Origin of the sequence: Cytobacillus kochii (assembly GCF_020171845.1) — a bacterium.
GTDB classification, from domain to species: domain Bacteria; phylum Bacillota; class Bacilli; order Bacillales; family Cytobacillaceae; genus Cytobacillus; species Cytobacillus kochii.
In genome coordinates, this window is record NZ_JAIVAM010000005.1 from 41,971 (window position 1) to 68,967 (window position 26,997).

At 37.2% G+C, this 26,997-nt stretch carries 25 protein-coding genes; 9 read left to right on the plus strand and 16 right to left on the minus strand.

What is annotated here, in order from left to right; genetic code table 11:
• Positions 1 to 170 precede the first annotated feature (170 nt).
• Positions 171 to 938: an SGNH/GDSL hydrolase family protein gene (locus tag LCM23_RS09225; RefSeq protein WP_224936695.1), complete on the plus strand. Its 768-nt coding sequence runs from the start codon at positions 171 to 173 to the stop codon at positions 936 to 938.
• An 89-nt stretch (positions 939 to 1,027) separates the two neighbouring features.
• Here the strand turns inward: LCM23_RS09225 and LCM23_RS09230 are convergent, their stop codons facing one another.
• The 6 genes from LCM23_RS09230 to LCM23_RS09255 all read right to left on the minus strand — a co-directional run bounded on the left by LCM23_RS09230 (position 1,028) and on the right by LCM23_RS09255 (position 7,406).
• A complete protein-coding gene (locus tag LCM23_RS09230; protein ID WP_224936696.1) occupies positions 1,028 to 2,470 on the minus strand; it encodes an SLC13 family permease in 1,443 nt (480 codons plus the stop codon).
• Positions 2,467 to 3,645, minus strand: coding sequence for a glycerate kinase family protein (locus LCM23_RS09235; RefSeq protein ID WP_224936697.1), 1,179 nt, complete (start codon positions 3,643 to 3,645; stop codon positions 2,467 to 2,469). The genes LCM23_RS09230 and LCM23_RS09235 overlap by 4 nt, the downstream gene beginning before the upstream one ends.
• 231 nt (positions 3,646 to 3,876) lie before the next feature.
• A complete protein-coding gene (locus tag LCM23_RS09240) occupies positions 3,877 to 4,416 on the minus strand; it encodes a PepSY domain-containing protein (protein WP_224936698.1) in 540 nt (179 codons plus the stop codon).
• A gap of 97 nt (positions 4,417 to 4,513) precedes the next feature.
• A complete protein-coding gene (locus LCM23_RS09245) occupies positions 4,514 to 5,254 on the minus strand; it encodes a PepSY domain-containing protein (protein ID WP_224936699.1) in 741 nt (246 codons plus the stop codon).
• A 77-nt stretch (positions 5,255 to 5,331) separates the two neighbouring features.
• Positions 5,332 to 6,714 (minus strand): sensor histidine kinase, encoded by a 1,383-nt coding sequence (locus tag LCM23_RS09250; RefSeq protein WP_224936700.1) that lies wholly within the window; start codon positions 6,712 to 6,714, stop codon positions 5,332 to 5,334.
• Entirely contained in the window at positions 6,711 to 7,406 is a 696-nt protein-coding gene (locus LCM23_RS09255; RefSeq protein ID WP_224936701.1) for a response regulator transcription factor, read from the minus strand. Before LCM23_RS09255 ends, LCM23_RS09250 begins: the two co-directional genes overlap by 4 nt.
• Positions 7,407 to 7,720: 314 nt before the next feature.
• Between LCM23_RS09255 and LCM23_RS09260 the strand changes: the two genes are divergently transcribed.
• Positions 7,721 to 8,146, plus strand: a complete 426-nt coding sequence (locus LCM23_RS09260; protein WP_224936702.1) for a hypothetical protein — start codon at positions 7,721 to 7,723, stop codon at positions 8,144 to 8,146.
• Between the two features lie 364 nt (positions 8,147 to 8,510).
• Here the strand turns inward: LCM23_RS09260 and LCM23_RS09265 are convergent, their stop codons facing one another.
• Positions 8,511 to 11,702 carry a leucine-rich repeat domain-containing protein gene (locus LCM23_RS09265; protein ID WP_224936703.1) on the minus strand — a complete coding sequence of 1,064 codons (3,192 nt, stop codon included), beginning with the start codon at positions 11,700 to 11,702 and terminating at the stop codon, positions 8,511 to 8,513.
• A gap of 391 nt (positions 11,703 to 12,093) precedes the next feature.
• On the opposite strand from LCM23_RS09265, the gene LCM23_RS09270 reads away from it, so the two are divergent.
• Positions 12,094 to 12,996: a hypothetical protein gene (locus LCM23_RS09270; RefSeq protein WP_224936704.1), complete on the plus strand. Its 903-nt coding sequence runs from the start codon at positions 12,094 to 12,096 to the stop codon at positions 12,994 to 12,996.
• Here the strand turns inward: LCM23_RS09270 and LCM23_RS09275 are convergent.
• From LCM23_RS09275 to LCM23_RS09285, 3 genes are all read right to left on the minus strand, one after another.
• Complete coding sequence (locus tag LCM23_RS09275) at positions 12,947 to 14,959, minus strand: penicillin-binding transpeptidase domain-containing protein (RefSeq protein ID WP_224936705.1); 2,013 nt, start codon at positions 14,957 to 14,959, stop codon at positions 12,947 to 12,949. The genes LCM23_RS09270 and LCM23_RS09275 overlap by 50 nt on opposite strands.
• A 103-nt stretch (positions 14,960 to 15,062) precedes the next feature.
• Positions 15,063 to 16,439 (minus strand): MATE family efflux transporter, encoded by a 1,377-nt coding sequence (locus LCM23_RS09280; RefSeq protein WP_224936706.1) that lies wholly within the window; start codon positions 16,437 to 16,439, stop codon positions 15,063 to 15,065.
• Positions 16,440 to 16,508: 69 nt separating this feature from the next.
• Positions 16,509 to 16,709: a hypothetical protein gene (locus LCM23_RS09285; protein ID WP_224936707.1), complete on the minus strand. Its 201-nt coding sequence runs from the start codon at positions 16,707 to 16,709 to the stop codon at positions 16,509 to 16,511.
• 98 nt (positions 16,710 to 16,807) lie between these two features.
• Here LCM23_RS09285 and LCM23_RS09290 point away from each other — a divergent pair, with 98 nt between their 5' ends.
• Positions 16,808 to 17,728, plus strand: coding sequence for a nuclease-related domain-containing protein (locus LCM23_RS09290; RefSeq protein WP_224936708.1), 921 nt, complete (start codon positions 16,808 to 16,810; stop codon positions 17,726 to 17,728).
• A gap of 1,161 nt (positions 17,729 to 18,889) precedes the next feature.
• On the opposite strand, the gene trhO is transcribed toward LCM23_RS09290, so the two are convergent.
• Positions 18,890 to 19,840, minus strand: coding sequence for an oxygen-dependent tRNA uridine(34) hydroxylase TrhO (gene trhO / locus LCM23_RS09295; RefSeq protein ID WP_224936709.1), 951 nt, complete (start codon positions 19,838 to 19,840; stop codon positions 18,890 to 18,892).
• 286 nt (positions 19,841 to 20,126) lie between these two features.
• On the opposite strand from trhO, the gene LCM23_RS09300 reads away from it, so the two are divergent.
• Complete coding sequence (locus LCM23_RS09300) at positions 20,127 to 21,014, plus strand: helix-turn-helix domain-containing protein (RefSeq protein WP_224936710.1); 888 nt, start codon at positions 20,127 to 20,129, stop codon at positions 21,012 to 21,014.
• A 44-nt stretch (positions 21,015 to 21,058) separates the two neighbouring features.
• Positions 21,059 to 21,283, plus strand: coding sequence for a hypothetical protein (locus LCM23_RS09305; protein ID WP_095371652.1), 225 nt, complete (start codon positions 21,059 to 21,061; stop codon positions 21,281 to 21,283).
• Between the two features lie 47 nt (positions 21,284 to 21,330).
• Here LCM23_RS09305 and LCM23_RS09310 read toward each other — a convergent pair whose 3' ends face one another.
• Positions 21,331 to 21,480, minus strand: coding sequence for a hypothetical protein (locus LCM23_RS09310; RefSeq protein WP_224936711.1), 150 nt, complete (start codon positions 21,478 to 21,480; stop codon positions 21,331 to 21,333).
• Between the two features lie 382 nt (positions 21,481 to 21,862).
• On the opposite strand from LCM23_RS09310, the gene LCM23_RS09315 reads away from it, so the two are divergent.
• Entirely contained in the window at positions 21,863 to 22,909 is a 1,047-nt protein-coding gene (locus LCM23_RS09315) for a C40 family peptidase (RefSeq protein ID WP_224936712.1), read from the plus strand.
• Positions 22,910 to 22,999: 90 nt separating this feature from the next.
• Positions 23,000 to 23,311: a hypothetical protein gene (locus LCM23_RS09320; RefSeq protein ID WP_095371650.1), complete on the plus strand. Its 312-nt coding sequence runs from the start codon at positions 23,000 to 23,002 to the stop codon at positions 23,309 to 23,311.
• Here the strand turns inward: LCM23_RS09320 and LCM23_RS09325 are convergent.
• On the minus strand, positions 23,308 to 24,138 hold the full coding sequence (locus tag LCM23_RS09325) for an alpha/beta fold hydrolase (protein WP_224936713.1): 831 nt from the start codon (positions 24,136 to 24,138) through the stop codon (positions 23,308 to 23,310). The genes LCM23_RS09320 and LCM23_RS09325 overlap by 4 nt on opposite strands.
• A 20-nt stretch (positions 24,139 to 24,158) precedes the next feature.
• Positions 24,159 to 24,365, minus strand: coding sequence for a hypothetical protein (locus tag LCM23_RS09330; protein ID WP_224936714.1), 207 nt, complete (start codon positions 24,363 to 24,365; stop codon positions 24,159 to 24,161).
• Positions 24,366 to 24,448: 83 nt separating this feature from the next.
• On the opposite strand from LCM23_RS09330, the gene LCM23_RS09335 reads away from it, so the two are divergent.
• Positions 24,449 to 24,793 (plus strand): hypothetical protein, encoded by a 345-nt coding sequence (locus LCM23_RS09335; protein WP_224936715.1) that lies wholly within the window; start codon positions 24,449 to 24,451, stop codon positions 24,791 to 24,793.
• A gap of 10 nt (positions 24,794 to 24,803) precedes the next feature.
• On the opposite strand, the gene dnaN is transcribed toward LCM23_RS09335, so the two are convergent.
• Positions 24,804 to 25,910, minus strand: coding sequence for a DNA polymerase III subunit beta (gene dnaN, locus LCM23_RS09340; RefSeq protein WP_224936716.1), 1,107 nt, complete (start codon positions 25,908 to 25,910; stop codon positions 24,804 to 24,806).
• Between the two features lie 454 nt (positions 25,911 to 26,364).
• The gene (locus LCM23_RS09345; protein ID WP_224936717.1) at positions 26,365 to 26,997 is read right to left on the minus strand and encodes an NAD(P)-dependent oxidoreductase; all 633 of its coding nucleotides are present in this window, start codon (positions 26,995 to 26,997) and stop codon (positions 26,365 to 26,367) included.

Consider the following 26,997-nt stretch of genomic DNA (forward strand, 5'->3'; position numbering starts at 1 on the left):
AACATTTGTTACATTATGTTATTTTTAAGGAAAAAATTTATATTTTTTTGGTACTATTGTCTATATACTCTATTATTAAACAATAAAAAATTAGGTTTTTAGGTGTATTATTTCGAAATTGTCATGTTTTGTTGATTTTTCTGACTAAATAGGTTGAAAGGAGTGATTATATGAAAATAATATCCATCATATTAACTGGAATACTCAGTCTAGTCTTTATCGTGGTGAGCCACGTTACTTGGGTGGAAAGAACAAGCGTCAATGGAAATACGAATGTAAGTACGGGAGAAAAAGAGAGACAAAACGAGGATAAAGCAAACCATTCAAACTATTTAGCAATGGCTGCTAATTGGCCAGAAGATGCCATCCAATCTTATGCAAATACATTAGAAAACAACGTCCCATATATCGTTGTGCTCGTTGGTTCTACTTCTACTACTGGCGAAGAAGACAGTTGGGCTGCGCAGTTATCAGCTTCATTACACGAACATTATCAAGACACAATGAAGGTAGAAACCGTTCATTTTGATCGTTTTTCAGGTGACTTTAATATTGATGAAGTAGTCCGGTTATCACCTGATCTAGTATTAATTGAACCGTTCTTAATGAAAGATAATGATTGGTATGAGGACGTGACTGCACCGCTAGAGAATATCGACAACTGGAGGGAAACACTTTCAGAAACGAATCCAGAAGTAACCGTGATGTTACAGCCTGCCAATCCATTTTATTTACCGCAAAAATATATGCAGCAAGTGGATGCGTTAGAAACGTATGCTTCTGTACAAGGATTAACTTATATTAACCATTGGGAAGCTTGGCCAAATACTAATGATCCATTCATACGAGAGTACTTGGAGGAAGATTACTACCCGAATGAACAAGGTCATCATCTATGGGTAGAATATTTACGAGAATATTTTATAGCAGAAGAGTGATTAAAACTGTATATACATCTCACGCTCAATGATTATAGCTTTACTAATATAATGCAAAAGGAGCCGAATGAAGGCTCCTTTTTTTACACTTATAACCCTGTCCAGTTCCAATAAGTAAAGTAAAACAAAATCATCAATATAAAATAAATCGGCATTAAGAACATATTTAACTTTAATAAAATATTGGCACGATAACTCATCGTGTCATGCTCATAGTATACTAATAGTGCCTTCGAACTGACCGGGAAAGTTAAGCAATAGTTCATCCCTACTAAGCTTAAAAAGAGCATGGAGGATGGCTCTAAATTAAGTGTCATACTAAGCATTAATATACCTGGCACCATCACTACAGCCCTTGTCGTATGAGAGGTAATATAAATGTGACTGGTAATAGCGATAAGGATGATAAGACTCACAAGACCCCATGCAGGGATAGGTGGAAAAGCACCAATTAGCTTGAATACTTCCTGCTCTATCCAGCTTACCGCACCAGTTTCCACTAAGTTCTTACCTAATGCTGTTGCAGCAGCGACAAATAAAATCAAATTCCACGAAACAGCCTGTAAGCCTTTTTTCCAGGTAATGACGCCATACTTAGGCAGCATAAAAACAAAGGCACCCACAATTGTGATTAAACCTATTTCATAGCCATGAAGTGCTTCTGTTAGCCACAACAAAATCAAGACAGTTAAAAGGATAAGTGTTTGCTTCTCCTTTTTGGAAACAGGCTTTACTTCAAATATATTGTTGACATCGCTCGCTTCAAAAGGGGCTGCAGTTAATTCCTTTGAAAAAAATAGTTTAAAAACAAAATAAGTGATGAAACTGATGATGAAGGCAAAAGGGAGGCCCCATATCAACCAATTTATATAAGAGATACTATCTCCTGTCGTCTTCTCTAATATTTCTATCCCGATTAAATGTGAACCTGCTCCTAATAATGTCGAAGAGGTCGTCATTAAAATGATGACTGGTACGAACAATGCGATGATTTCTCTTTGTTGCTTATTCTTAACAAGATTCGCTATTTCTTTTACAATTGGCAACATTAGTACCGCTCTGCCTGAAGTGGATGGAATAAAGATAGCCAATGGAAACAGGGAAAACATCAAATACAATAATAGTTGGTTTGTGTTTTTTGCTTTATGAATGATCACTCGCGTCATTCGAAGAGATAGACCAGAAGAACTAAATGCTTCTCCAATAATAAAAGCGCCAATCATCAACCAAATGATTTCCGAAGAAAGAGATGAATAGAGCACATCTGTATTTGCCCCATTTAATAAAATGAGTAATAGTAATGCACCTAAAGCAACATAGGCGGCAGGAAGTTTTGTACATACCCATAAAGCTAGTGTAATAATGAAAACAATCATAGAAACCTTTGCATCATAAGCTATATTGTCTGTGAAAACAATAAATGAACACACAAATGAGAGAAGAATGACGATGATTTGTGTTACATTTGGCAGCTTAGTTAAGTATGTTTTAGTAGATTGTTGCTTGGTTTCTAGTAAACGATTAGATTTCATATGATACCTTTACCCAATTTCCTTTCAGCAATACGATAGCCAACCTGAATTTGACGTACAGCTGCCTCTGCACAATCAGCAATTAAATTTGCTGCGTCTTCCATCGCCTTTTCTAATGAAGTTGGCTTCTGAATAATGCTCATATAAGCATCAATCCCATTTGTATAGTTTACCCATGCATCCTTTCCAATGGACCCAGTAATTGCAATCACCGGTATGCCCAATTGTTTTGCTAATCTAGCAACTTCCGCAGGAATCTTCCCGTTTGGTGTCTGTCTATCTATACACCCTTCCGCTGTTAATACAAGGTCAGCACCTTCTAGATGTTCTTCAATTTGAATATATTTCATAATAATTTCATAACGTGGAAATAGTTTTGCACCTGCAAATGCCACTAAACCTGCCCCTAACCCCCCAGATGCGCCACTACCTGGTAGCGTTTTCACATCATGCCCCGTAGCCTTCTCTATTAAATTAGCAAAGTGCGATAAACCATTAGCCAATATCTCTACCTCTAGTAAGGAAGCTCCTTTTTGGGGTGCAAATACGTGCGCCACCCCCTTTGGACCACAAAGTACATTATGCCAATTACACGCGACATGCATTTGTACTTGAGATAATCTTGGGTCTATATTGGTTAAATCCATATATGCAATATCACTTAAGCAGCCCCCTCCCGTTATTTCTATTGGTTGATGATTTTGAGAATAAAATTTAGCGCCCAACGCTTGTGCCATACCCGCTCCACCATCGGATGTACCCGAATCACCACAGCCAAATAAAATATGAGTCGCTCCTGAATCTAAGGCAGCTAAAATTAATTCTCCTACACCATAAGTATGAGTATTTAAAGGGTTACGTTTGTGAAGAGGAACCATTCTAAGCCCAGCAATAGCGGCCATTTCAATTACGGCTGTTTTTACGTTGTTTTCCTCATACAACCCAAAGTATGTCTGTACTTTTTCACCTACAGGATTTGTGGCGTCAATAAATTTAAGTTCACCTTTCTTAATTTTAATAATTGTTTTGACAAAACCTTCTCCACCATCAACCATGGGAATAACATGCGTATCCACAGCGGAATCAAAACGCCTGATCCCTTTATCAATCGCACTCGCTACTTCCTCAGCTTCCAAACACTCCTTAAAACCAGATGGGATAATCACTATTTTCATTTTACTGCCTCCAAGTCATTTTTTTTTAGGAAAATGAGCCATTTCCATTTAAATCCGTCACTTCTAAGCTTTTTCACTTTCCTTGTTATCTTCTATACTAGTTTTTGAAGATGAGAACTCTATGTAAGAACCATGATAGTTAGATTAGAAATCAATAAGAATGAACCCAAATAATCAACCGAAATAAAAAAGACATGTAAATGGTTCTCACCAAATACATGCCAGGCCTCATTAATCCAAATCTTTTTTTATTATCTCTCCAGTTTTTGCATTCATCTCTATTTCCACTTCGCCTTTTTTGGAATCAGCTTCAATTTCATAAACAATGAGACCATCTTCTTCATCCAGTTCAATTTCATTCACTTTACCGTTAGAAGCCTTTTCTGCAATTGCTATCGCATCTTTTTCTTGTATGATCCGTTGCTTGATTAATTGCTTATCATCATCGTTAGCGTCGTCTCTATCTCTTTCGATATCATCATCTTCATTATCTTGATCCCTTTGGATAGAATCACCTGAAGAGGCATCTACTTTTACGTCCTGTACATCATCGTTATCGTCATCGTATCCCCTATCGTCAGATTGATTCTCCCCATCATCTTGTTTACTGATGGCAATGACATCCGCCTCTCCGGCCTGAGATACTTTTTCATCTAATTCTGTATTGATAGAAGTAGCATTTGTTTCATCATTATTTGTAGCCCCAACAGCAACCGCTCCACCCATAATTACACCAGTTATGATTAAACCAACAAAAATTTTATTTTTCATGATTAATATCCTCCTTTAATCTTCTGATTACTTATAATATAATCGCATAAGATTAAGGAATGAGGTGAGTAACATTAGAATTTGCTAAAAAGTAAGATTAATCATCAAATGAAATAGTAGCTTTCCCTGTTAAAGTATGAACTTGTACGGTTGCCTCATTATCATCATCGGTTTCAATTTCAATGAGATAATAAGTTTGGCCTCCAATATTTTCAATTTCGATATCATCATCGACTGCCCCTTTTACATGTTCCAACGCGATTTTAATTGCTTCATCTTTAGAAATAGCCACTGGACGATCTTCTTCTTTTTGTTTGCCTTCTTCCGGGTTTTCTTCTTTAGGTTTTTCAGCTTTATCTTTTGAAACAATTGAACCTGTTACTGCATCTACTTTAACAATATACTCCTCTTTATTCTCCAGAACTTTAGCTACATAAACATCTTTCTGATTTTCTGTTTTTTTACTAATAGATAAAATATCATCGCTTGACAGTAATAAGATACTTTCTATTTCCTTTTCATTCTTTATCGTTTTATTACGATCATCACCGCCACTTGAGTTATCTCCAAGTTTCTTTAAAGATATTATATCTCCATTTTCTGCATTTAAAGAAACTTCATATATTCCGCTTTCTCTCGTCATTTTTATGTGATAAGCACTTTGCTGTAATTCGATATTTGTTACTTTGCTGCCTTTATACCTTTCCTCAATTAAGGAAAGGGCGTCATCTTTAGTAATTGTTTTCGCAGAAGTAGTTACTCCTTGCCATGTAACAATAATAATAAAGGTTGCAATGACAACTAACCCAAGAGTAATCCATAACCCTTTTCTTCTCATTATTATCCTCCATTCTATATCCCTTTCCTTTATTATCTAATAAAAAAATTAAAAGAAAATGAGAAAGCACTGATCGATTAATTAATTTTTGTTTTCCTATGTTCGTTATTAAACACCATAGTAACCGTTGTTCCTAGATTTTCAACACTTTGTAATTTTATCTCAATGGCTAAAGCGTCGGCAATTTCCTTCGCTAAAGAAAGTCCAAGTCCGACTCCTCCTGTTTTTCTGGACCTTGCTTTATCAATACGGTAAAAACGTTCAAATATTTTGGGAAGCTCATTCTCATCTATACCTATTCCACGGTCAGAAACATGAATAAGTATTTCTTCGTTACTATTCTCACTCAAAGTGATTGTAATTTCATCATTACTATACTTTCTTGCGTTATCAAGGAATATAAAAAGTAATTGCTTTAACTTTTGTTCATCTGAGTAAATGGACGCATTGCCATCAATTTCACTTTCAAAAATAATCCTTCGATTGTAGCCGTTCTGGAAAGCTTTTGCTGAATCTACCAAAAAGTCGCTTAGGCTAATTTTGGTTGTTTCTATATTCCATTGTTGATTATGTTGTGCTAGGAGTAATAGTTGTTCTGTCAAATTTTTCATTCTAATGGCTTCAGAATGTATCGCTTCAATTGATTCTTTAAAAAGTTCCTCATCATGCAATCCTCGTCTTTTTAAAAGACTGGTATAGCTTTCAATTACAGTTAGTGGTGTTTTTAGTTCATGGGAAGCACTTGAAGCAAATTGTTTTTGCTTATCAAAGTTGACTTCGAGTAAATCAATCATATGATTAAAAGTCGTACCCATTTCATGCAATTCGTCATTGGAATCTTTATTTAATGGCAGCCGTTTAAATTTCCCACTTTCTCTAATTTCACTCATCGTCTTAATCATTGAAGTAATCGGCGCAATAATAAGGTTGCCTAATAACCTACTAGAAATAATAACTGGAATCATTGCAACTAAGGTTACAATGATTAAAACCAACCGTAATACTTTTAAATTTTCTGTCGTTCTTACAATGCTCTTGGCGATTTGCAGGTTAGCTATTTCACCATTGCTCAAAATAATCGGAATCGAACCAAAAGTATATGAGGTTTCACCCTCTTTAATCTCGACATTTAATGAGGAACTAAATGATTTCTCTATGTTATGAGCCTCTTTATTAAAAGAAGGATCCACAAATGTACTAGCTGCTTTTTGGCTATCCTCATAAACGATACGAACCATACCGTCGATAGGAATATAAGCCCGAAGTAACGTGTCCATTGGTACCGTGGCAAGTGACTGATCGATTTCAGCAGCATTTCTTTCCAATTCCAGTTTCCCACGGTCAAGTTCACTATTCATCATCATATTGCTAAACAGCAAATAAATAGAGATATTCATGACGATTAGTAATATGATGAACAAGATAGAAGTATATAGATTGATTTTGTTTTTTAACTTCATTTCATCTCCCTTATTACATAACCTACACCTCGTACCGTATGGATAAGCGCAGGGAGATTTTCAACGTCAATTTTCTTCCTTATATAACGAATATAAACATCAACAACATTTGTATCACCAATAAAATCATATCCCCAGACTGCTTCAACAATTTGATCACGATTCAGTACTTGTCGTTGATTTACCAATAAATAAACAAGCAAATCAAACTCCCTCGGTGTCAAATCAATAGATGTATCCCCACGAAAAACTTCTCTTGTTTTCTCATTCACTTTTAAATTAGCAATCGTAAGCACATCTTCTTCATTTTCTACTTCCTCAGTGACTTTATTTCGGAATGCCACACGGACTCTGGCCAGCAACTCTTCTATTTGAAAAGGCTTTGTTATATAATCATTCGCACCTAAATCTAATCCAGAGACTTTGTCTTCAACTGAGCTTTTCGCAGTTAAAAGAATGACCGGTGTATGGCTATCATTAGCCCTAATTCTTCTTAACAACTCTATTCCGCTAATACCCGGAAGCATAATATCTAATAATACGAGATCCCATATTTTGCTTTTATAAGTATGGAATCCTTCTAACCCATCAAGCGCTTTTGTCACTTTATATCCTTCATATTCCAGCTCTAATTCTAATAACCGTGCAATTTTTTCTTCATCTTCAATGACGAGAATTGATTTTTTGTCCATTAAATACCCACCCTTTACAATCCACTTTATGATTGATTGTAGATTCTTTTTATTAAGATTCTATTACTTTATGAATATATTTATATTAATACCTTTCAACCCCAGTTTCTGTTAAAATTTGTGTTTATTAAACGGCCAAATGGCTCATTTCTCATCATTTTTTAAAAGAGGCAATTAAATATGAGCTTTCTTTTTTGAAAGGACTTATCTAGTACAATTGTTTGTTTTTGAATTGAGACTTTTATTGGATGAATTTAACCGGAGCATTTGTTATGGTTAATTAAAATTATATTTACAGGAGATGAAATTGCATCATGTATAAATGGCAACTTGCACTAATTACTGGGATACTGCTCCTCTCTGCTTGTAACAGTAATTCCGTTGAGGAATCGGACATGAATAAAGAGAAGACCCACGAAGTGTCTCAATCATCTGATGAAAAAGAGGCAAACTCAAACTCAGGTAACCATTCAGTCCCTGTACAAAACATAGCAAATGATAAGATTTCTAACGAAAAGGATTTGTCTTCATTACCAGAATACGGCAAAATTATAGAACTAATCGGTGATCAAGATTATCTCTTCACAAAAGAATCAGATACTGGAAGTAAACGCGTGTTTATTATTGAGCAAAATGGTGAAAAACAATATAAAACTATCTTCATCAAGAAAACAAATCGACTTAAAGTGATAAAAATTCACGGTAATGGCGGAGAAGTTTTCAACCAAATATTACCATAAAAATAATGACAGAAAAGACACTAATAGCAGGTGGAAGTAATGAAAGTCGACCGGACCCTTTGAGGTTATTCTTTAAGTATTTATACCATTTCTATGGCATGAAAGAAGTTTAAGGAAATTCGCGCCATGATTTCCTATCCGATTCAAACCAATTGTTTCTAGGTAACTTGCACATCTTCATACCTGTTGTTCGCATTTTGGCTTTGCCTATACCTTTTCCCCAAAGGTATAGGTATAACTTATGCTCATGTGTTTGGTTGTAAAGAGGCTAGAGCAAAACAAACACAATAGAAACTAATTTTCCTCACATTGTTCGCCGGAACTTAATAAAGAGTGACACCATTTTAGTGTCACTCTTTGTTCATCATTTCACTGACGGCTGTTTTTTCCTTGCAAGGAATAACATGATGGTACCTGCTAGTAAGATTGTCATACCCATTGCTAAATAGTTATAGCTGTTGGTTGACGTATTTGGTAGAGACTTACCTGTTTTCTCCTCTGGTTTGGCGCCAGATTTCATTTGTTCTTTTTTCCCTTTGATGACATCTGCTGGTGTTTTACCATCAGTTGGTTTTTTATTGCCATTGCCTGGGTCTGGTTTTTTCGTTGGTGGAGGAGGGGTGTTGCCCTCGCCCGTTCCGTCTTCATCTACTGTTGTTGCTTCTGCATAAGTATAGCCAAGGATTTCATATTCTTCGTCATAGGCCATCAATTCAATAGTATATGTTGTATCTTTTTCAAGTTCTGTCCAAATATGCGAGAGTGTATCTGCATCCACGATTTCATACTCTTCTCCATTTAGAGAGATTTCATATTCATAGACTGCTCCTTCACCATCGTATATCCATTCTGTTTCAATAGAGTCTTCTGTTGCTTCTACTTTTGTGAAGTAAAGATCTTCACTAATCGTGAATACATAATCGAAATAAATTTCAATTTCTTCTCCATCCGCATTTAGTGCTGCAATAGCAACTTCATACGGCGTTCCCGGAGACAGTCCAGTAAATACGTAACTAGATTCTGTTCCTGATACTGTATCTACTGATTCACCATCTATATACAATTCATAAGCTGCTACTTCTTCTTCTCCATTATATTCCCATTCTGCATAGATCGAATCATGTGTCGCTGTTAAAGAGGTAAAGCTTAAGTTCCCCATTTCTTCTTCATAGAAAACTTCCACACCGCGCATTCTTAATTCTTTAATCACTTCCATCGCTTTCGATCCTTCCGAAATGTCAAGCGTTGGGACCGAGATGAAAGAGACAACAGCTAAGTAAGGTAAATCTAGTAATGGCGAAATATCCGTAATAGCTGTTTCATCCATTGCTAAGAATAATAGATTATTACCATTCTTAAGTGGCGTAATGTCAGTAATAGCATTACCCGAAATAATGAGACCTTGTAAAACATGGGCATTCTCAGAATTTAACCAATCAAGATTCGTCATATTTGTATAATCTGCAAGTAAAAATAACAACTGTAATTTCGCTAGTGATTTGAAATCACTAATTGGATTATCCGATACGATTAAGTATTGCAGATTGGTTGCTTTTTCAATTCCTTTAAGACTTGTTAGTTCATTATCATATAGTGATAATTCGATTAAGCTACTTGGCAAAGCAGGGAGCTTTTTATATCCATTGCTATCTGCTGAAAGCGATTGTAAGTTAGGTAAACCTTGTATTGGTGATAAATCTAGTCCAGGATTGTAGGAAGCAACAAGCATATTCAAGTTTGTTAAGCCCGACAATGGTTTTAAATCTTTCACTTTCGTGTCATCGATATATAATACCGATAACTTACTCAAGCCTTTAATCGCTGTTAGATCACTGACTGGGTTCCCTGTTATCGATAGCTCTTCAAGGTTTGTAGCCAGCTCTAGCCCAGCTAAATTCCGAACACCTTCATAATCAACATACAGTGAAGTTAAATTTTTCATATCACTTTCAAATATGTCACGGCTAATGCCAAGAGTCATCTTAATCATGTCTCTTAACCCTTTATCCTTAATCGACACTTTTTTTCCTTCAGGTAATTTTGCCGTTTTCACATCCATTGTTGCCCGACCAATTAATTGTTTACCGTCGTAAGCCTTAATAACGATATTATAGGTTGTATCTGCCTTTAAATTCTTAAATACATGTTCTTCTAAACCAGATACTTTCGTTTCTTTCCCATCAATAGAAACAATATAATGATCTGGGTACAAATTGATATTGGCTTCAGGCCAGAAACTCCAATACACTTGGATACTTGATTCATTGACAAATCCACGCTCTACCATCATATTTACATCATCTGCTTCATTGCTGTACACGGTTACGCCTTTTGCAGTTAAATCTTTCAGTACAGCTTGTGCCGCAGCATTTTCACCAATCCAAGGCAGACCATAAGCATAAACTGTTTGAAGATTCGTTAATTTTTTAAGAAAGTCCAGGTTGGCTAGGGAAGTATGAGAGATATTTAATTCCACTAAACTTGTACTAAAAATACTTGTATCTGTAATAGCTAATCCTGTGACATCAAGGTCTTTTAACTTTGTTAATGCTTTGATTGGTGTTAAATCAGCAATGTCATTATAACCGAGATGCAATGTTTCTAAATTTGTCGCAAATTGTAACCCTTCAATAGATGTTACCCATAAATTCGAGATTGATAGACTGGTTAAACGGTCTAAGTCAGCTTGATAAATAGCGCGCTTTAAACCTAATTCATCTTTAATTGCTTGCTCAAGTGCTTTATCCTCGAATGGAATAACGTCTCCTGTCGGCACTGCCGATGTTGATATTTCTACCTCTGCAAAAGAAACTACACTACCTTTTTGAACACCTTCTACTTTCACTTTATATGTAGTAGCAGGGGCTAATTTCGTTAATGCATAAGTGGTTTTATTTGGTGAAACGACTTCTTTTAAATGGCCATCAACGTATAATCTAAATTCATCAACATCCACTAAACTCCACGAAATGTCAGCTGTTGTATCAGTTATCTTATGAGCAACAATATTTATGGTAGGGACAGGTTCATCTTTTACTGCTGCTTCTTCATCCGCAACTTGTTCTTCTTCCTCAACAACTGTTTCATCTTCTTTTGGTGACTCTTCGCTAGCTTCCTCTTCTACAACCGGCATTTCAACCGTTAACGTTGTTTCGTTACTTTGCGCCTTACCTTGCGCAATCGCATAAGTCACTGTATCTCCAGGTTTCACCTCAGAATCAATCAATTCATATATACGATAAACGCCATCTTCCCCAGTTTGTTCTTGACTCATTTCTGGTTGGCTGGCAAGAACCGAACGTTCTCCGTTTTTAACGAGGGTGAACAATTCTGCATTCCCGTTTGCAGATTCTTCATATTTCACTCGCCATTTCAGTTTCACTTGTCCATCAATATATTCTGGATTTTGCAATTGAATATCTAATGGTTGTTCCACATCAGTTGTTTCTGGTGATGTCGGTGTTTCCTCCGTACTCTCTGTCTCCGCTAGGACGGATGCAGGGATGAAAGAAAAAACGAGCATCATGGATAAAAGTAGATGGATAGCTTTTTTCATTCCCAATTCCCCTATTCTCTCTATTTTTAGAAATATATTCCTTTCAATACAGATGTATCATATAACGAATAGATGAGCTTGTATAGATACTTACGATAGAATATTTTTCGACATCATCCCTTGAGAATAAATGAGGTTTTTGTCGAAAGTTGACTAGGCTGGGTTGCTCTCCCCATCACCAGACTAAGCTTGTTTGATAAGCCATTGCGGGGGAGACGTCAGTTAATGTTTGAGCGTTGATTTGCGATGTAGGTCATGTCATGTGCTGCTTATCTCTTCCGGAGGTTTGATCGGTTGGGGATGGTTATAGGGGTGATAGAAATTTTTGAAAGGTAACCCCTCAAGAAAGGAGAATCGTGGGTCGGGTTGGTAGCCATAGGGATAAGCTCTGTTGTGGCGACTATCCCCGTTATCCTACCATTTTTTCTTGCTCACTCTGATTTTTGGTACGTTTCTCGACGTTTCCTACCATATTTTTCGACTCACTCCGATTTTTGGTACGTTTCTGAACGAATCCTACCATCTTTTCATGCTATCTCCGGTTTTTGATACGTTTCTCGGCGTTTCCTACCATATTTTTCGGCTTACTCCGGTTTTTGGTACGTTTCTCGGCGTTTCCTACCATCTTTTCATACTCTCTCCGGTTTTTGGTACACATCTCGGCGTTTCCTACCATCTTTTTATGCTCTCTCCGATTTTTGGTACGCTTCTCGGCGTTTCCTACCATCTTTTTCGACTCACTCCGATTTTTGGTACGTTTCTCGGCGTTTCCTACCATCTTTTCATGCTCTCTCCGATTTTTGGTACGTTTCTCGACGTTTCCTACCATATTCTCATGCTTACTCCGGTTTTTGGTACGTTTCTCGACGTTCCCTACCATATTTTTATGCTCTCTCCGGATTTTGGTACGTTTCTGGACGAATCCTACCATCTTTTCATGCTATCTCCGGTTTTTGATACGTTCCTCGGCGTTTCCTACCATCTTTTCACGCTCTCTCCGATTTTTGGTACGCTTCTCGACTTTCCCTACCATATTCTCATGCTCACCCCGATTTTTGGTACACTTCTCGGCGTTTCCCACCATCTTTTCATACTCACTCCGATTTTTGTACGTTTCCACTCAAACCACCCTCAACGCAGCACTCCTCTTCCTTACCACTACACCCTCATGTTATTACATCAAGCATCTAAAAATAATAAAAGGCTGGAACTATTTAGTCCCAGCCTTCAGTATTTATTCTTTATTAGAAACGATCTTTGTTTTTCTCAAATGTATCTTTCACTTTTTCGATGACGATTTTACTGCCACCTTGTTCTTCGACACCTTCAACCATCATTGAGATAAGGAGATGAGGGTCATCCGGGTTATAGGCAACAAACCAACCGTTTTCTTTACCCTCTTCATCAGCGGTCTGTTTCAGTTCCGCCGTCCCCGTTTTCCCTGCTAGCGGGTAGCCTTCAATACGTGCCGTACGTGCTGTACCGCCTGGTTCGTTCACTACTTTATTCATCGATTCAGCTACAGTTTTAACGGTAGCTTCATCAATTATATTTTCCTTCCATACTTGGCTCTTTTCTTCCTCATTCAGGAGCAAGATCGGTTTAATCATTGACCCATTATTGATAAAAGGTGTATAAGAAGTAGCCAAGTGAAGGATGCTCATTTCAACATGTCCTTGCCCATAACCGGAATCGGCAATTAATGTTTCTTTATCCAGCTCGCCGATTGTAGAAGATTCGAGTGGATAGGCAAAGGGAATATCCTCTGTAAAGCCAAATTCTTTTAATCCAGCAGTTAATTTGTCTTTTCCTAGCTCTAATGCTGCCCTTGCAAAGTAAATATTATCCGAATACATCATCGCCAAATCGAAATTGACTGGCTTTCCAGGATCGCTTACCCTTGTGATTCGGTAATCACCCCAGCGATTATCATCCGGCCACTGCAGGCCCTTCACTTCTATTGTATCTTCAGGTTTAATGGCTCCTTCTTTTAATGCAAGCGCACCTGTTATTGGTTTAATCACGGAACCTGGTGCATACGTGTGTTGAAAACGATTCAAGAATGGATTATCACCACTCTCTTCTAGCTCTTCTAATTGAGAGGCAGAGTATCCAAGTGTTGCTTGATTCGGATCGAACCCTGGACTAGAGACAAGGGCCAATGTTTCACCAGTAACAGGGTCAATGGCGGCCGCAGTGCCTGGCTTATGATCCAGTTCTTTATACAAGTCCTCTTGTAATGTGAGGTCAATGGTTAACTGAACGTTGCTACCATTTTCTACTGGTGTTTCGGCCACTACTACCTCTGAACCGTCCTCTTTCTTAATCCCTATTAAGACACCATTTGAACCACGCAGCTTTTCCTCATATACTTTCTCTAAGCCGCGGCGTCCGATGACATCATTACTGCCATATCCTTTTCCTTCGTGTTCCTCCAAGTCGTCAGCCGTCACTTGAGCGACATTACCAATTAAGTGTGAGGCCGCCTCGCCGCCAGGGTATACTCGACCTTCAATATCCTTTTTTAATACACCTGGTATGCTCATCAAGTTATTTAATAGTTCTTCTTGATCCGTCGCAATTTTCTTGATTGGCACAAATTGATTTGCCTGCACCCAACTCGCGCCTAGTTTATCCTTAACAGAGTTCTCTGAGATCTCAAGTAATTTTGCCACTTGCTTAACCGTTTCATCTTCAGAGTCCATTTGTTCTGGGACAATGCCGATTTCTAAAATCGTCCCATTGAAAGCAAGTGGATCGCCTGAACGATCGACAATTTCTCCCCGTTTTGCCTTCACTGTGTTGTATGTAATTTCATCATTCGGGCCAAGTTCAGGGAAAATATAAGTCGTATCCCATTCAATATACCAATTTTCCTCTTCGTCTCTCTCTTCTTTCACTAATGTTGCTTGGTGATCAAAGGCAATCTCTCCTGCTAAACTATCCATTTTTGCCGAAAATGGTAGTTGTAATGATTGCTGATCTGTATCTTGTTCTTTCTCTGATTTTTTATGTGAAATGTCTAAGTTAGCAATGCCTAAATCTGTATATACTTTTTCATAGCGACTGACAAAGTCTTCTTCACTAACTGATTCCTTTGCCTCTTTTGAGAGCATGCCATACATTTTTGCGAACTCCTCTTTATTCCAATATTCTATATATTGAGATAACCGTTGTTCTGGATCAACCTCTTTATTGCATGCACTAAGAATGGCTAAAACCGTAATGGCCACAAATAAATAGACTACCTTTTTCATGTCTCTCCCCCTCATCAACCATTTTAACACTACGGTCACTTTCATACCATATATAGAACAACGGTTTCATGCGAACATTTTATGAACAAAAAAATCCGAGCCTTTATGACAGCTCGGATATTCCTACTTGTTTTTCCTTTTCCTTATGATGAATGCTTTTCAAACGAATGTAGAAACCGATTGCCGCTGCAGTTAGCCCTACGGAAATACCAATCCAAAAACCGTATGCCTCAAGCTTTGTAAAGGCAGCTAAACTATAGCCAACTGGAATACCAATCACCCAATAGGAAATAAAAGCAATGATAAATGGTATTTTCACATCTTTATAGCCTCGTAAGACACCTTGTAACCCCGCTTGAGCAGCATCTGAAATCTGATAAAAAATAGCAATCACAAAAAAGTTAGCCGCAAGTAAAATCACTTCTGGATCATTCGAATAGATGGCGGCAATTTGTTCTTTGAAGAACAACAAGAAGATAGAAGCAAAGCCCATAAATGCCATTCCACCTAAAACACCAAGCAAACTGTATTTTTTTGCATTGTCTAAACGTCTGCCCCCAACAGAGTACCCGATCATAATTGTCATCGCCATTGATAGACTAAGAGGGATCATAAATAATAAGGAAGTGAAACTAAACGCCACTTGGTTGGCTGCTACTGTAATCGTTGAAAACATCATACCAACTAAAAGGGTCACAACCGCAAAAATACTAGATTCAAAGAAAATTGTTAATCCTATTGGGATTCCAATGGATAATTGTTCTCTCCATGCTTTTATTGATGGTTTAAACCAAACTTTCCCAATTTTGTAGTTTCTAATTTTTTCGATTTTAAAACTGATCAATATACTAATGATTAGAATGAACCAATACGTAAAGCCCGTTGTATAACCTGCACCAATTCCGCCGAGCCTTGGAAAACCAAAATGACCAAACACTAAGCAGTAGTTCAAGAATATATTTATTGGTACCGCTAATATGGTAATAATCATCGTGATTTGTGTGAATCCTTGTGCATCAAAGAAGTTCCTTAGCACATTGTATAAAAATAACGGCACAATCCCGATTGATAAGCCAAGTAAATAATGAAAAGCAATATATTCAACATTTGGAGCCAAGCTCATTAAACTTAAAATCGGCTCCAAGAAAAAAATACCGATTAAAAGTATAATAACAGCAATAATAGCAGCTAAGTATAACGCTTGTGTCACACTATAGGATATTTTCTCCTTTTTACCTTGTCCTAGTAAATGCGACACAATAGGAGTTATAGCAAGCATAATCCCATTGATCCCTGTAAATACCGGCATCCATATGTTGGACCCAATTGCCACTCCAGCCAAATCATCCGTTCCAACGCGGCCAGACATCATCGTATCCGTTAAATTCATTGCATATAGCCCTATTTGCGTCACCATAATCGGCCATAGCACTTGCAAAAATAGCTTAATTTTCTCATTCCACGTTTCTGCATGATACATTTTTTATTCTATCTCCTGTTTCGTCTGATTTTAGCGATGATTTATTTTAGCACTGGAATGATGTTGTTTTCAATCGAACATCAGAAGTGGATTATAACATATCACTAGCTGGAGCCCACCTTGCATAGAGAATAAGATCCCCTTTGTCCCTGCTGGAATAACCGTTACCACCTGCCCCGCAGTATTAGACCAATTCACAAATCGGTAACCACGTACTGGTCCTGGTGGATTTAAAATAATTGGCAGTTCTGAGGCTGTATACGTTTGCATGTCCTTTTATAACATATGAAGGACTGGACTTACTGATGAAAAGGAATGACAGTGGCATTCTTATCGTTTATAATTTTGGAAAAGAAAGGATGATGTTTTTGACTGTTTATAAACCACTCGAAGCTTCGACTACTCTCCGTTTTTATCGAGCAATCCACACTCGCACCGAATTACCTCCAGAATCTGCGTACTATCTACAATCTTTACAAAAGGGCTATAATGGTGAGAAGAATTGGGCCACCTATTTGAATGAACTCCCCGAGAACATCCCGATTCTATACGACCTTCAATTTGAAGTGAACCAATCTTCTATTCAAATTGATGCCCTCTGTATTCTCCAAAACAAACTAGTACTTTTTGAAGTAAAAAACTTCAAAGGGAATTTTACAATAGATGGAGATAAGTGGTATAGCCCCTCTCACAAAGAAATGAAGAATCCCCTCAACCAGATCAAACGTGCCGAACCCTTATTCCATCAATTCTTAAAAAAGCACCAACTTAACATACCGTTTGACTATTACCTTATTTTCGTCCATCCTACCTTTATCCTCTATGGTGCCTCTCATCAAGAACAACTCATTCTTCCAGGGCAAATCCCTGAATTCTTGGATGGTCTCAAACAACAAACCTTTTCACCCCCACGGATGCACACAAACATTATTGATACCTTACTAACTAATCACAAAAACGGTATCCATTTGCTCCATAAACCTCAATATCACTTTGATCAGATGGTGAAGGGGCTATTTTGCGGGGTTTGTGGAGGGAAGATGAACAGAACACATAAAATGATTTTCTCCTGCTCGGGATGTCATCACCCAACCTCGGTGAACAATATTGTCCTGTGTAATATTCAGGATTATATGACTCTATTTCCGGAACGCAAGGTAACTACGGCAAGTATTTTTGAATGGGTTGGTGGGGAGGTTAGTGCAAATGCCATAAAGAAAATCCTTTATAATAACTTTGAGAGAACAGGAAAAGGTAAATCTACCCACTATATAAAAACAGATAAATAACTTATTCATATTGAAGTAAAATTCAGCTCATAAAATAGGTAAAATTGATAATGTGTAGCCTTTTAAACTCATCTTGTTGATCTTTAGCACTTTTATGTTCGTTTTTTGGATTTACTAACACATCTCACTGAGTTTCAGCTTCAGTATGTTCGTTTTTTCGTTTTACCAACACACCTCATTGGTTTCCAGCTTCAGTATGTTCGTTTTTCCGTTTTACCAACACATCTCACTGAGTTCCACCTCCAGTATGTTCGTTTTTCCGTTTTACCAACACATCTCATTGGTTTCCAGCATCAGTATGTTCGTTTTTCCGTTTTACCAACACATCTCACTGGTTTCCAGCTCTAGTGTGTTCGTTTTTTCGTTTTACCAACACATCTCACTGGTTTCCACCTCCAGTATGTTCGTTTTTCCGTTTTACCAACACATCTCACTGAGTTCCACCTCCAGTATGTTCGTTTTTTCGTTTTACCAACACACCTCATTGGTTTCCAGCTTCAGTATGTTCGTTTTTCCGTTTTACCAACACATCTCACTGAGTTCCACCTCCAGTATGTTCGTTTTTCCGTTTTACCAACACATCTCACTGAGTTCCACCTCCAGTATGTTCGTTTTTTCGTTTTACCAACACACCTCATTGGTTTCCAGCTTCAGTATGTTCGTTTTTCCGTTTTACCAACACATCTCACTGAGTTCCACCTCCAGTATGTTCGTTTTTTCGTTTTACCAACACATCTCATTGGTTTCCAGCATCAGTATGTTCGTTTTTCCGTTTTACCAACACATCTCACTGGTTTCCAGCATCAGTATGTTCGTTTTTCCGTTTTACCAACACATCTCACTGGTTTCCACCTCCAGTATGTTCGTTTTTCCGTTTTGCCAACACATCTCACTGAGTTTTATCTATCATGTACAGTATTAATTGCCTACTAATGGTCAATTGTGATCTTATTTTCATGATACTAATACGTTCGGATACTCTACGAACATAAATACTCAGCATAAAAAACTTTTCCGTACAAGGCTAGTACGTCCTCGAAGACTATCATGCCCACCTCTCCACACAAAATGGGTTGATTGCATCTTTCAAACATTCATCTAGTAAGACCAAATCACACCAAAAAACCCCCACAGACCAAAGCCTGCGGGGGTTTCCACTATTTATGATAATACTGCTAATCTTTCTTTAACTTCTTCTTCAGTTAACCCGTGCTCTGCAATGTAGCGGTTGCGTGGGTGTGAGCGGCATTCTTCGGAACAGCTACGTAAATGTTTGTGTTCATTTTCCTCAGAACAAAGGATTTTTTTGTTACATTCTGGGTTGGCACAGTTGACGTAACGTTCACATGGCTCACCAGAATAGTAATCCTTCCCTACAACTACATGTTCTTTGCGGTTGACGGGTACTGCGATTCTTTCATCGAATACATATAATTGGCCATCCCATAGATCGCCTTGGACTTCGGGATCTTTTCCGTAAGTGACGATACCGCCATTCAGTTGTCCTACATCTTTAAAGCCTTCTTGAAGTAACCAGCCAGAGAATTTTTCACAACGAATACCACCAGTACAATAAGTGACAATTTTCTTCTCGCCTAACAATTCTTTATTATCTCTTACCCATTGAGGGAGGTCGCGGAAGTTTGTAATATCTGGGCGAATGGCACCACGGAAGTGACCTAGATCATATTCATAATCATTTCTTGCGTCTAAAACAACTGTATTTTCATCATTTAAGCTCTCGTAGAATTCTTTCGCGCTTAAATGTTTACCTGTTAATTGATTTGGATTGATATCGTCTTCTAATCGAAGAGTAACTAGCTCTGGACGATAACGTACTTTCATTTTTGGAAACGCATGTTCATCTACTTCATCGATTTTGAAAATCATATCAGCAAAACGTGGGTCTGCTTTCATATGCTCGATGTAGCGGTCTGTTTGTTCTACAGTACCTGAACAAGTCCCATTAATTCCTTCATCTGCAATCAAAATACGGCCTTTTAATCCTAGTTCGTTACAAAATGCTTTGTGTTCAATCGCGAACTCTTCTCCGTTTTCAATTGGTACGTACATGTAGTATAACAATACGCGATAGTTATTCTTTTCTTCCATTTTCTTCACCTATTCTTTTTATATTTGCAAGATATAATGGTTCAATAGGTTTTTTACACCATTTTCTTACTGACAGTATTATAACAAAAAAACGCTAGGAAATAATGTCGATTTATTGACCTTTTTTTGGTATTCTTACCCGACTAACAGTTTATCCACCGCAATATAATTTCATACTTAATAAAAAAAATCGAAAAAATACTTAATTTTACCTATATCTGAACATTTAAAATTATTGATAAATATACAAAATTTACTTATTATAAAAGGAAAAGGAGGTATGTTTATGAGCCTTGCACCAGTAAGTTTTGGAGAAATTCTCAGCGATCTTCGGCAATTTAAAAAACTATCAATTGAGGATTTAGCAGAAGGAATTTGTTCGTCAGAAGAAATCATCGAATATGAAAAAGGCAAGAAGTATCCAACATTAGATCAGTTATATGAATTGGCTGAACGGTTGAATGTAGAAGTCAGCCATTTCATTGACTATGCATCATCAAGTACCTTCAATTATGTTACGGCTGTTTTTTTATTAATTAAGAAGTATAAACGCGAACGCGATTATCAAGCGATTTATGGGATTATTGAACAAGAGAGGGACAACCCTTTATTTAAGCAGCGGATTTCTATGCAATTTATGCTTTGGCATGAGGGGATTTGTGAGTATTATTTACACCAAAATGAGGATGATGCGGTAAAACTCCTTTATCAGGCAATCGATTTAACGAACCCTGATAGAAGTAGACTGACAGAGAACGAAATTGAAATTCTTACGAGCTTAGCGATTATTAAGCTTGAAGAAAAGGACTTCATATTTGCCTCTAATATGTTTGAGGATGCGTTAGATAATTTGGATTCGCTTCCGCATATACTGGATCCGAAAGTGAAATTGCGGATTTTGTATGGGCTATCACAAACATTAGCAGCAATGAATAATTATGAGGACTCGTTGAAATATAGTAATTTAGGGATTAATTATTGCATTAATAATGAGATACTTTATTTATTTGGGGAATTTTACTTCCAATCGGGCGAAAGTTACATCAAAATTGGTGAGATAGATATAGGTACGGAGTATATTAATCGGGCAAAATCTATCTTTTTACTACAAAATGATGAAAAATTTGCCAAATTAGTAGGGATAGAGCTAGATAAATTATTAGAAAAGTGTTAATATTTGTATTGTAAGATATTTCTATATTGAAAGGAGAAAGGGAAATGAAAAAATTCGTTTCTGCATCAGTTGTTGCACTTTCAATGGTTGCTTTCGGAGGATTTGTTGGAGCTGAACCACTACCGACCCAACATGGCGCTGAACCACTTCCTACTCAGCACGGTGCTGAGCCGCTTCCAACTCAACACGGATCTTCACCACTACCAACTCAACATGGCGCTGAACCGCTGCCGACTCAACATGGTGCACCACTACCTACCCAACATTAATAAGGTTTGAGCAAAAGCACTTTCCCGCCAGAAGGTGCTTTTTCTTGTTAAAAGGAACGACTCGGGCTTAGTAAGTGTTTAAGGTCCACTGCCAATTGTTCGACATATTTCTCTACATCTACATCCCCTTGACTCATTCCATTTTCGTGCGCCTTCAATAATAATTCTAGTAGATTAATAGGGTTTTCTGCATCCAAACCAAACTATCCTCCTAGTATTTCTTAGGAATATTATACTAAAATCCCCAATATGAATCAATATAAAATTGTCAAAAAATTTCCGTTTTTGTAAATAGACTTATATAAAATTATTTACATATATCCTTCCACCTAATTTGCCCCCATTTTTCAACATCATTTGACATATGTCTGCCCATTCGATGATAGTCGACATTTTTCTTCGACAAGAACTTTAGCATAAGCTGTCACATTATGTCATATGTTCTAAGAACCAAGTCGAAAGTCCTCGAAATTAATGTTTTTTCATCTTATTTTGTAAAAGGTTGTAAAAAATATAATTCTATAGACGATATTATGATAGAATTGACGAAATCTTGGAGTAAAGGAGAGATTACTAGACGTGAAAAAACATATGGTGTCGATGGCCACGATTGCTGTCGTTTCCTCTGCTTTTGCCGCTCAAGCGTCCGCTGACTCAACTCATACTGTAAAACAAGGAGATACATTATGGGATATAGCTAAGAAATACAATACTTCTGTTTCTCAGCTAAAAAAATGGAATGATTTAAACTCAGACTTCTTACAAATTAATCAAAAGCTCATTGTTTCTAGTGAAAACTCAGCACCTGCAAAAGAGAATAATTCTTCTAATCAGTCTAGTTCAGGTACATATAAAGTGGTGTCAGGAGATACTTTATCTAAGATTGCACGCCAACATAATATGACTGTCAAAGCTTTAGTAGATCTCAATAATTTAAAAGGCGATCTCATTTTCCCAGGACAAGCACTTAAAGTGAATGGTTCATCCTCAAGTAATTCTGGAAATGCTTCTTCCAAACCATCAGGCGGTTCAAATGGAAGTAGCGGGAATTCCAATTCCAAGAAGGATACATATGTTATTCAGCCTGGAGACACACTAAGTGGCATCGCTAAAAAGACAAACACGACTGTTAGCAATTTAAAAAAGTGGAATCAGTTAAGTTCTGATTTAATTTTTGCCGGAAAAAAATTATATGTAACGAGTAATAATGCTGGTAAGGATACAGAGACGAAGCCGTCTAATCCAACAAATGACAATATCTCAGGAAATGCCGCTGCCATAATTAATGAGGCTAAGAAGCACTTAAATACGCGCTATGTTTGGGGCGGATCAACGCCAAGTGGGTTTGATTGTAGTGGATTTATCTATTACGTACTGAAGCAAACAGGAACAAACATTGCGAGAACAAACGCCGAGGGTTATTTTAGCCGTTCGTATTATGTAAACGACCCTGTACCGGGTGATATTGTTTTCTTTGAGGGTACTTATAAAAAAGGAATCTCTCACTTAGGGTTTTATATCGGAAATAATCAATTCATCCATGCTTCATCAAGTGGTGTTATGATTACCAGCTTAGATAACCCTTATTGGAGCAAACATTTTGATAGTTTCAAGCGACTTTATTAAACAAGTTTATCTTTACCGTCAATGGTAAATAAATAAAAGGGGGTCCATGTCAATTCACCCCCTTTCAATTTCTAAAAGAGGTGAATCGAATTGAGTATCTTTATGTTTATTAGCATCATGACATTAATATTGCTTTTGATTAGTTTTCTACTGATCTTTTCAAAGCTCTATCGAAAAACAGCTACACGATTAAGTCTATTGATTTTACTTTTCGGTGCCGTCTCTTTTCCTCTGTTTTCTGTGATGTACCAAGTGCGAACAACGAATTATCTAATTGATTTTTCAACAATCGGAACCGTCTTTTTTCTTACTTGGACTTTAGTTGTCATAACACTTCTTGGAGGTATTTTCTTTCGTTTCCGTGTGAATATTTCCGAAGAAAGTGAGATGTACCGTCATTAATTCAAGGCTTGATCGATCACTTTCTGGAATAAGTCTTTCTCCTCCAAAAATGGATAATGATTGCTTTTTTCAAAAATAAATAGCTGTGATTGGGGTATTTCTTGGTGGATTTCCTTCGAATACTCAACTGGGCACTGGACATCATAACGTCCACAACAAATGTTCGTCGGTATGTTGATATGCTTTAATTTCCTTGTTATATCAAAAAGAACCGCCTCTCTACTGAAAAAATTCAACCTCGCCCCTGACATACCCTTACATATGTTGCCCGTAAAATATTGGGTATATTTTTCGGGTTCAAATAGAGAAAGCTGGATACGTTTCTTTTTTAACTGTTCTTTATCTATTGCCGTTATATTTGGCTGAGTCAATGCAAATTGATACTGTTGCATTTCAGCAAATTTGGGATGTTTTTCATTATAGATGCATGCTGAGGACTCTGTGTAGTCTCTTGCTGCTGAACCCACGATAACAAGTGATTCCAACGAAGACTGATGAAGCAGCGCATAAAGAAGGCCAATCATTCCACCTGTTGAATGACCGGCATAAATCCATCTTTCATACCCTAATGCTACTCTTATTGCCTCTATATCTAATACGCTATCTACCATACTATATTCATATGGCTCATGTGCTTGCTCTGATTCTCCCACCCCGCGTAAATTTATTAACGTTACGCAAAAACGTTCAGAGAATGTATGAGCAAAATAGTCTCCTGTTTCATTAAAGACGGCATAAAGATGCGCAACGCATAAAGGCTTTCCAACTCCCTTTTGAAAGATTTCAAACGCACCTCTTTGGGTTTGGAGCATTTTTCTTTTCCACATCCTTCTCCACCATCCCTACTTTAATGATACTTGCAAGATACTTTTGAAAATACACCGTTCTTCTCAATCGTCAATGATCGGTCACCTGACTCCTCATAACAGCGCTCAATAATCTGTTCATTTTCGACATGTTGGTTATATATTTTGAGCATAATAACCATCGCAGCACCCAGGATAAACACACTTCCTAATAATAATATAAGTAATTTCACCTTGTCTTTTTGCATTTTTATCCCTCCTTACTCAAACACATAATTTAATAACAAACTGAGCAAACTAAAGTATTCTTTTTATATAGGGAGCTCAACATATGATATTCTTAGCGATTCTATTGATGGTTTGTGGATTATTTATTATCAATGGCATTTATGCCTATCAAACGAAGCACATTGATGCCTTTTTTCTTTCTACACTTTGGTACTTTATTAAACTTGTTCCTTTATTTATTGCTGCCAGTTTAATGATTGGCTATGGTGTAAAGTTTTTAAGCAAACATGTCGATAACCTCTCTTTTTCCCTCATCGCCTCTAAAGGGATTGAGATTCTTGTTAGTCTAATCATTGGCTATCTCTTTTTTAAAGAAACACCTACTCTTCGGACAGGGTTCGGAATTGTAGTGATATTGGTTGGTTTTTGGTTATTAAAAGGTAAATGAACATGATTTCTTAAAAAGATCGCACTTGTGATATCAGATGTTGGAAATGAGAACCCTTCACTGGTTCAAATAAAACGGGCTTCATCGTTCCACTGTATGTACAGCAAATATATTTATCATCTATTACGCGCAAATAATCTAATAAAAAGTGATTATCAAGAAATACTTCTACATCACCTTTCCCTGATAACTCTTCAATTGGTTGCCATTCTTCAATCATACCTATTTGTTTGGCATTGGAAGATATCCTCAGTCTCCCATTTTGTATTTGTAATTTAATATGATGATTTTTCTTAGCATCCGAAAAGAGTGCTGCTCGCTCAATTCCTTGTAGAAAGGTTTCAGTATGGATTTGAAAAGAACTGATCTTTTGCTTTGGAATAAAATCACTTGTGGCCGGATATCGTCCTTCTATAAGTCTTATATAAAAATGACAATGTTTACTTTTTAAAGCTAGATGGTTTTTAGAAAGTGATAATGCAACCTCTTCCTCTGTATGTAAGCTAAGTTTCGACCATTCAAGTAAACTTTCACTTGGAACAATCATTTCTGTTTCTAACTGTGAAGTTATCGCCAATGAACTAATAGAATAACGATGAGCATCTGTACTTATGAAAGTGAGCTCGCCATGACGAGCAACGATTTTAACACCAGTTAAGACCGGACGATTGTCATGAACAGCAGCAGCAAACACTGTTTGCCGGATGAGCGCATGAAGTTCTGCTGCATTCAATGAAAGGACCCCTTCTGCTGGCACATCAGGAATATTTAGTGTCTTTACGTCTATTAAAGCGAAAATTCTCGTATGAATATCTTCTGATTGAATGTTAATCGTACTGTGCTCACTCAAGTAAATATGTATATTGGCTGGTAACTTCTTAATAATATCAGAAAAGTATTTGGCAGAAATAATAACTGAGCCTGTGCGTTTAATGATGAGCCCCTCTTCTGTTTCGGAGGGTATATTTATTACCATAAGCACATCTTCATTTCCAGCAATGAATGTGACTTGATGATTGCTTACAATTATTTTCATAGGAGATTGACTATTTTTTAACACCTTACTAATATTTTTTAGTATGCGCTGCAACGTAGACTTACAAATGGTTAATTCCATGTTATTCTTTCCTCACTTTATCGCTATGTCTAGGCTATACATTCGGTAGAAACATGTCGAATCCTGCCAGTAAGTACTAATTTTTATCTCCAGAACAGGGAAATCATAATGAAAGATACTTGCCCATTTACAATAACAACAACAGGGTTTTGAAGGTGCGGGATTGTGAGTATGTGATGAGTTTTCGCTATTGAGATGGGCTGGATTTATTTATATACGTACAACTAGTGACTTGCGCGCAAGCTCCTCTACTTTCACGTCCGTTTGTTGGAAAATCAATTTAAACACCTAGGAAAAGAGGATAAGCTCCATACACACCTTACAACTTGAATTTACATTTCACGACTAACCTGGGCTATTTTGTTTCTTCTCCTCTCTTGTGTTCGCATCTTCATTTGCTCATAAAAAATACCCCATCTATATAGAAGGGGTAAATTCATTGTTCTCGATTCCTTTATGCTCTGTCGCCAACAACAGCAATGCGTTCATTTAAATGTTTGCCTTGTTCAGCTTCATCAAGGACAGCGATAGCAAAGTCTGCATAGCTTATATAACTATCTCCTTGATTGTTGAAGAATAGTTTGTCTTTACCTTTTTGATAGCTTCCGCTTCGTTTACCTTCTGCGTCGAAGAAAGCACCTGGGCTAATATATGTCCAGTTGACGTTTTGGCTGTTTTGAAGTTGCGCTAAATCTTTCCCCATTTGTGTAGCAGTTGGCAGGTAAGCTTTAGGAAAATCTGCTGTTTCATATAAACGAGTTTCTTCATCTACATATAGACTGCCTGCACCACCCACAACAATTAGCCTAGATTGCTGACCTTTTAGCGCATCCATCAGTACTTTGCCTGCTTCCACATGTTGTTCCTCTTGACCTTGAGGTGATTTAAAAGCATTCACAATGATATCGTATTTATTTACGTCATTAGCTTGTATATCGAAAATGTTTTTTTTTATCACTTCTACTTGGCTATTACTTATTTTTTCTGCATTTCTAACGATTGCCGTTACTTCATGCTCTCTGGCTACTGCTTCATCCAAAATGAATTGACCTGCTTTTCCACTTGCCCCAATAATGCCTATTTTCAT

Bases quoted from the DNA above. Each gene is read 5' to 3' on its own strand.
- LCM23_RS09225 (WP_224936695.1), top strand. From the start codon at position 171: ATGAAAATAATATCCATCATATTAACTGGAATACTCAGTCTAGTCTTT.
- LCM23_RS09230 (WP_224936696.1), bottom strand. From the start codon at position 2,470: ATGAAATCTAATCGTTTACTAGAAACCAAGCAACAATCTACTAAAACA.
- LCM23_RS09235 (WP_224936697.1), bottom strand. From the start codon at position 3,645: ATGAAAATAGTGATTATCCCATCTGGTTTTAAGGAGTGTTTGGAAGCT.
- LCM23_RS09240 (WP_224936698.1), bottom strand. From the start codon at position 4,416: ATGAAAAATAAAATTTTTGTTGGTTTAATCATAACTGGTGTAATTATG.
- LCM23_RS09245 (WP_224936699.1), bottom strand. From the start codon at position 5,254: ATGAGAAGAAAAGGGTTATGGATTACTCTTGGGTTAGTTGTCATTGCA.
- LCM23_RS09250 (WP_224936700.1), bottom strand. From the start codon at position 6,714: ATGAAGTTAAAAAACAAAATCAATCTATATACTTCTATCTTGTTCATC.
- LCM23_RS09255 (WP_224936701.1), bottom strand. From the start codon at position 7,406: ATGGACAAAAAATCAATTCTCGTCATTGAAGATGAAGAAAAAATTGCA.
- LCM23_RS09260 (WP_224936702.1), top strand. From the start codon at position 7,721: ATGTATAAATGGCAACTTGCACTAATTACTGGGATACTGCTCCTCTCT.
- LCM23_RS09265 (WP_224936703.1), bottom strand. From the start codon at position 11,702: ATGAAAAAAGCTATCCATCTACTTTTATCCATGATGCTCGTTTTTTCT.
- LCM23_RS09275 (WP_224936705.1), bottom strand. From the start codon at position 14,959: ATGAAAAAGGTAGTCTATTTATTTGTGGCCATTACGGTTTTAGCCATT.
- LCM23_RS09280 (WP_224936706.1), bottom strand. From the start codon at position 16,439: ATGTATCATGCAGAAACGTGGAATGAGAAAATTAAGCTATTTTTGCAA.
- LCM23_RS09285 (WP_224936707.1), bottom strand. From the start codon at position 16,709: ATGCAAACGTATACAGCCTCAGAACTGCCAATTATTTTAAATCCACCA.
- trhO (WP_224936709.1), bottom strand. From the start codon at position 19,840: ATGGAAGAAAAGAATAACTATCGCGTATTGTTATACTACATGTACGTA.
- LCM23_RS09300 (WP_224936710.1), top strand. From the start codon at position 20,127: ATGAGCCTTGCACCAGTAAGTTTTGGAGAAATTCTCAGCGATCTTCGG.
- LCM23_RS09305 (WP_095371652.1), top strand. From the start codon at position 21,059: ATGAAAAAATTCGTTTCTGCATCAGTTGTTGCACTTTCAATGGTTGCT.
- LCM23_RS09325 (WP_224936713.1), bottom strand. From the start codon at position 24,138: ATGTGGAAAAGAAAAATGCTCCAAACCCAAAGAGGTGCGTTTGAAATC.
- LCM23_RS09330 (WP_224936714.1), bottom strand. From the start codon at position 24,365: ATGCAAAAAGACAAGGTGAAATTACTTATATTATTATTAGGAAGTGTG.
- LCM23_RS09335 (WP_224936715.1), top strand. From the start codon at position 24,449: ATGATATTCTTAGCGATTCTATTGATGGTTTGTGGATTATTTATTATC.
- dnaN (WP_224936716.1), bottom strand. From the start codon at position 25,910: ATGGAATTAACCATTTGTAAGTCTACGTTGCAGCGCATACTAAAAAAT.
- LCM23_RS09345 (WP_224936717.1), bottom strand. From the start codon at position 26,997: ATGAAAATAGGCATTATTGGGGCAAGTGGAAAAGCAGGTCAATTCATT.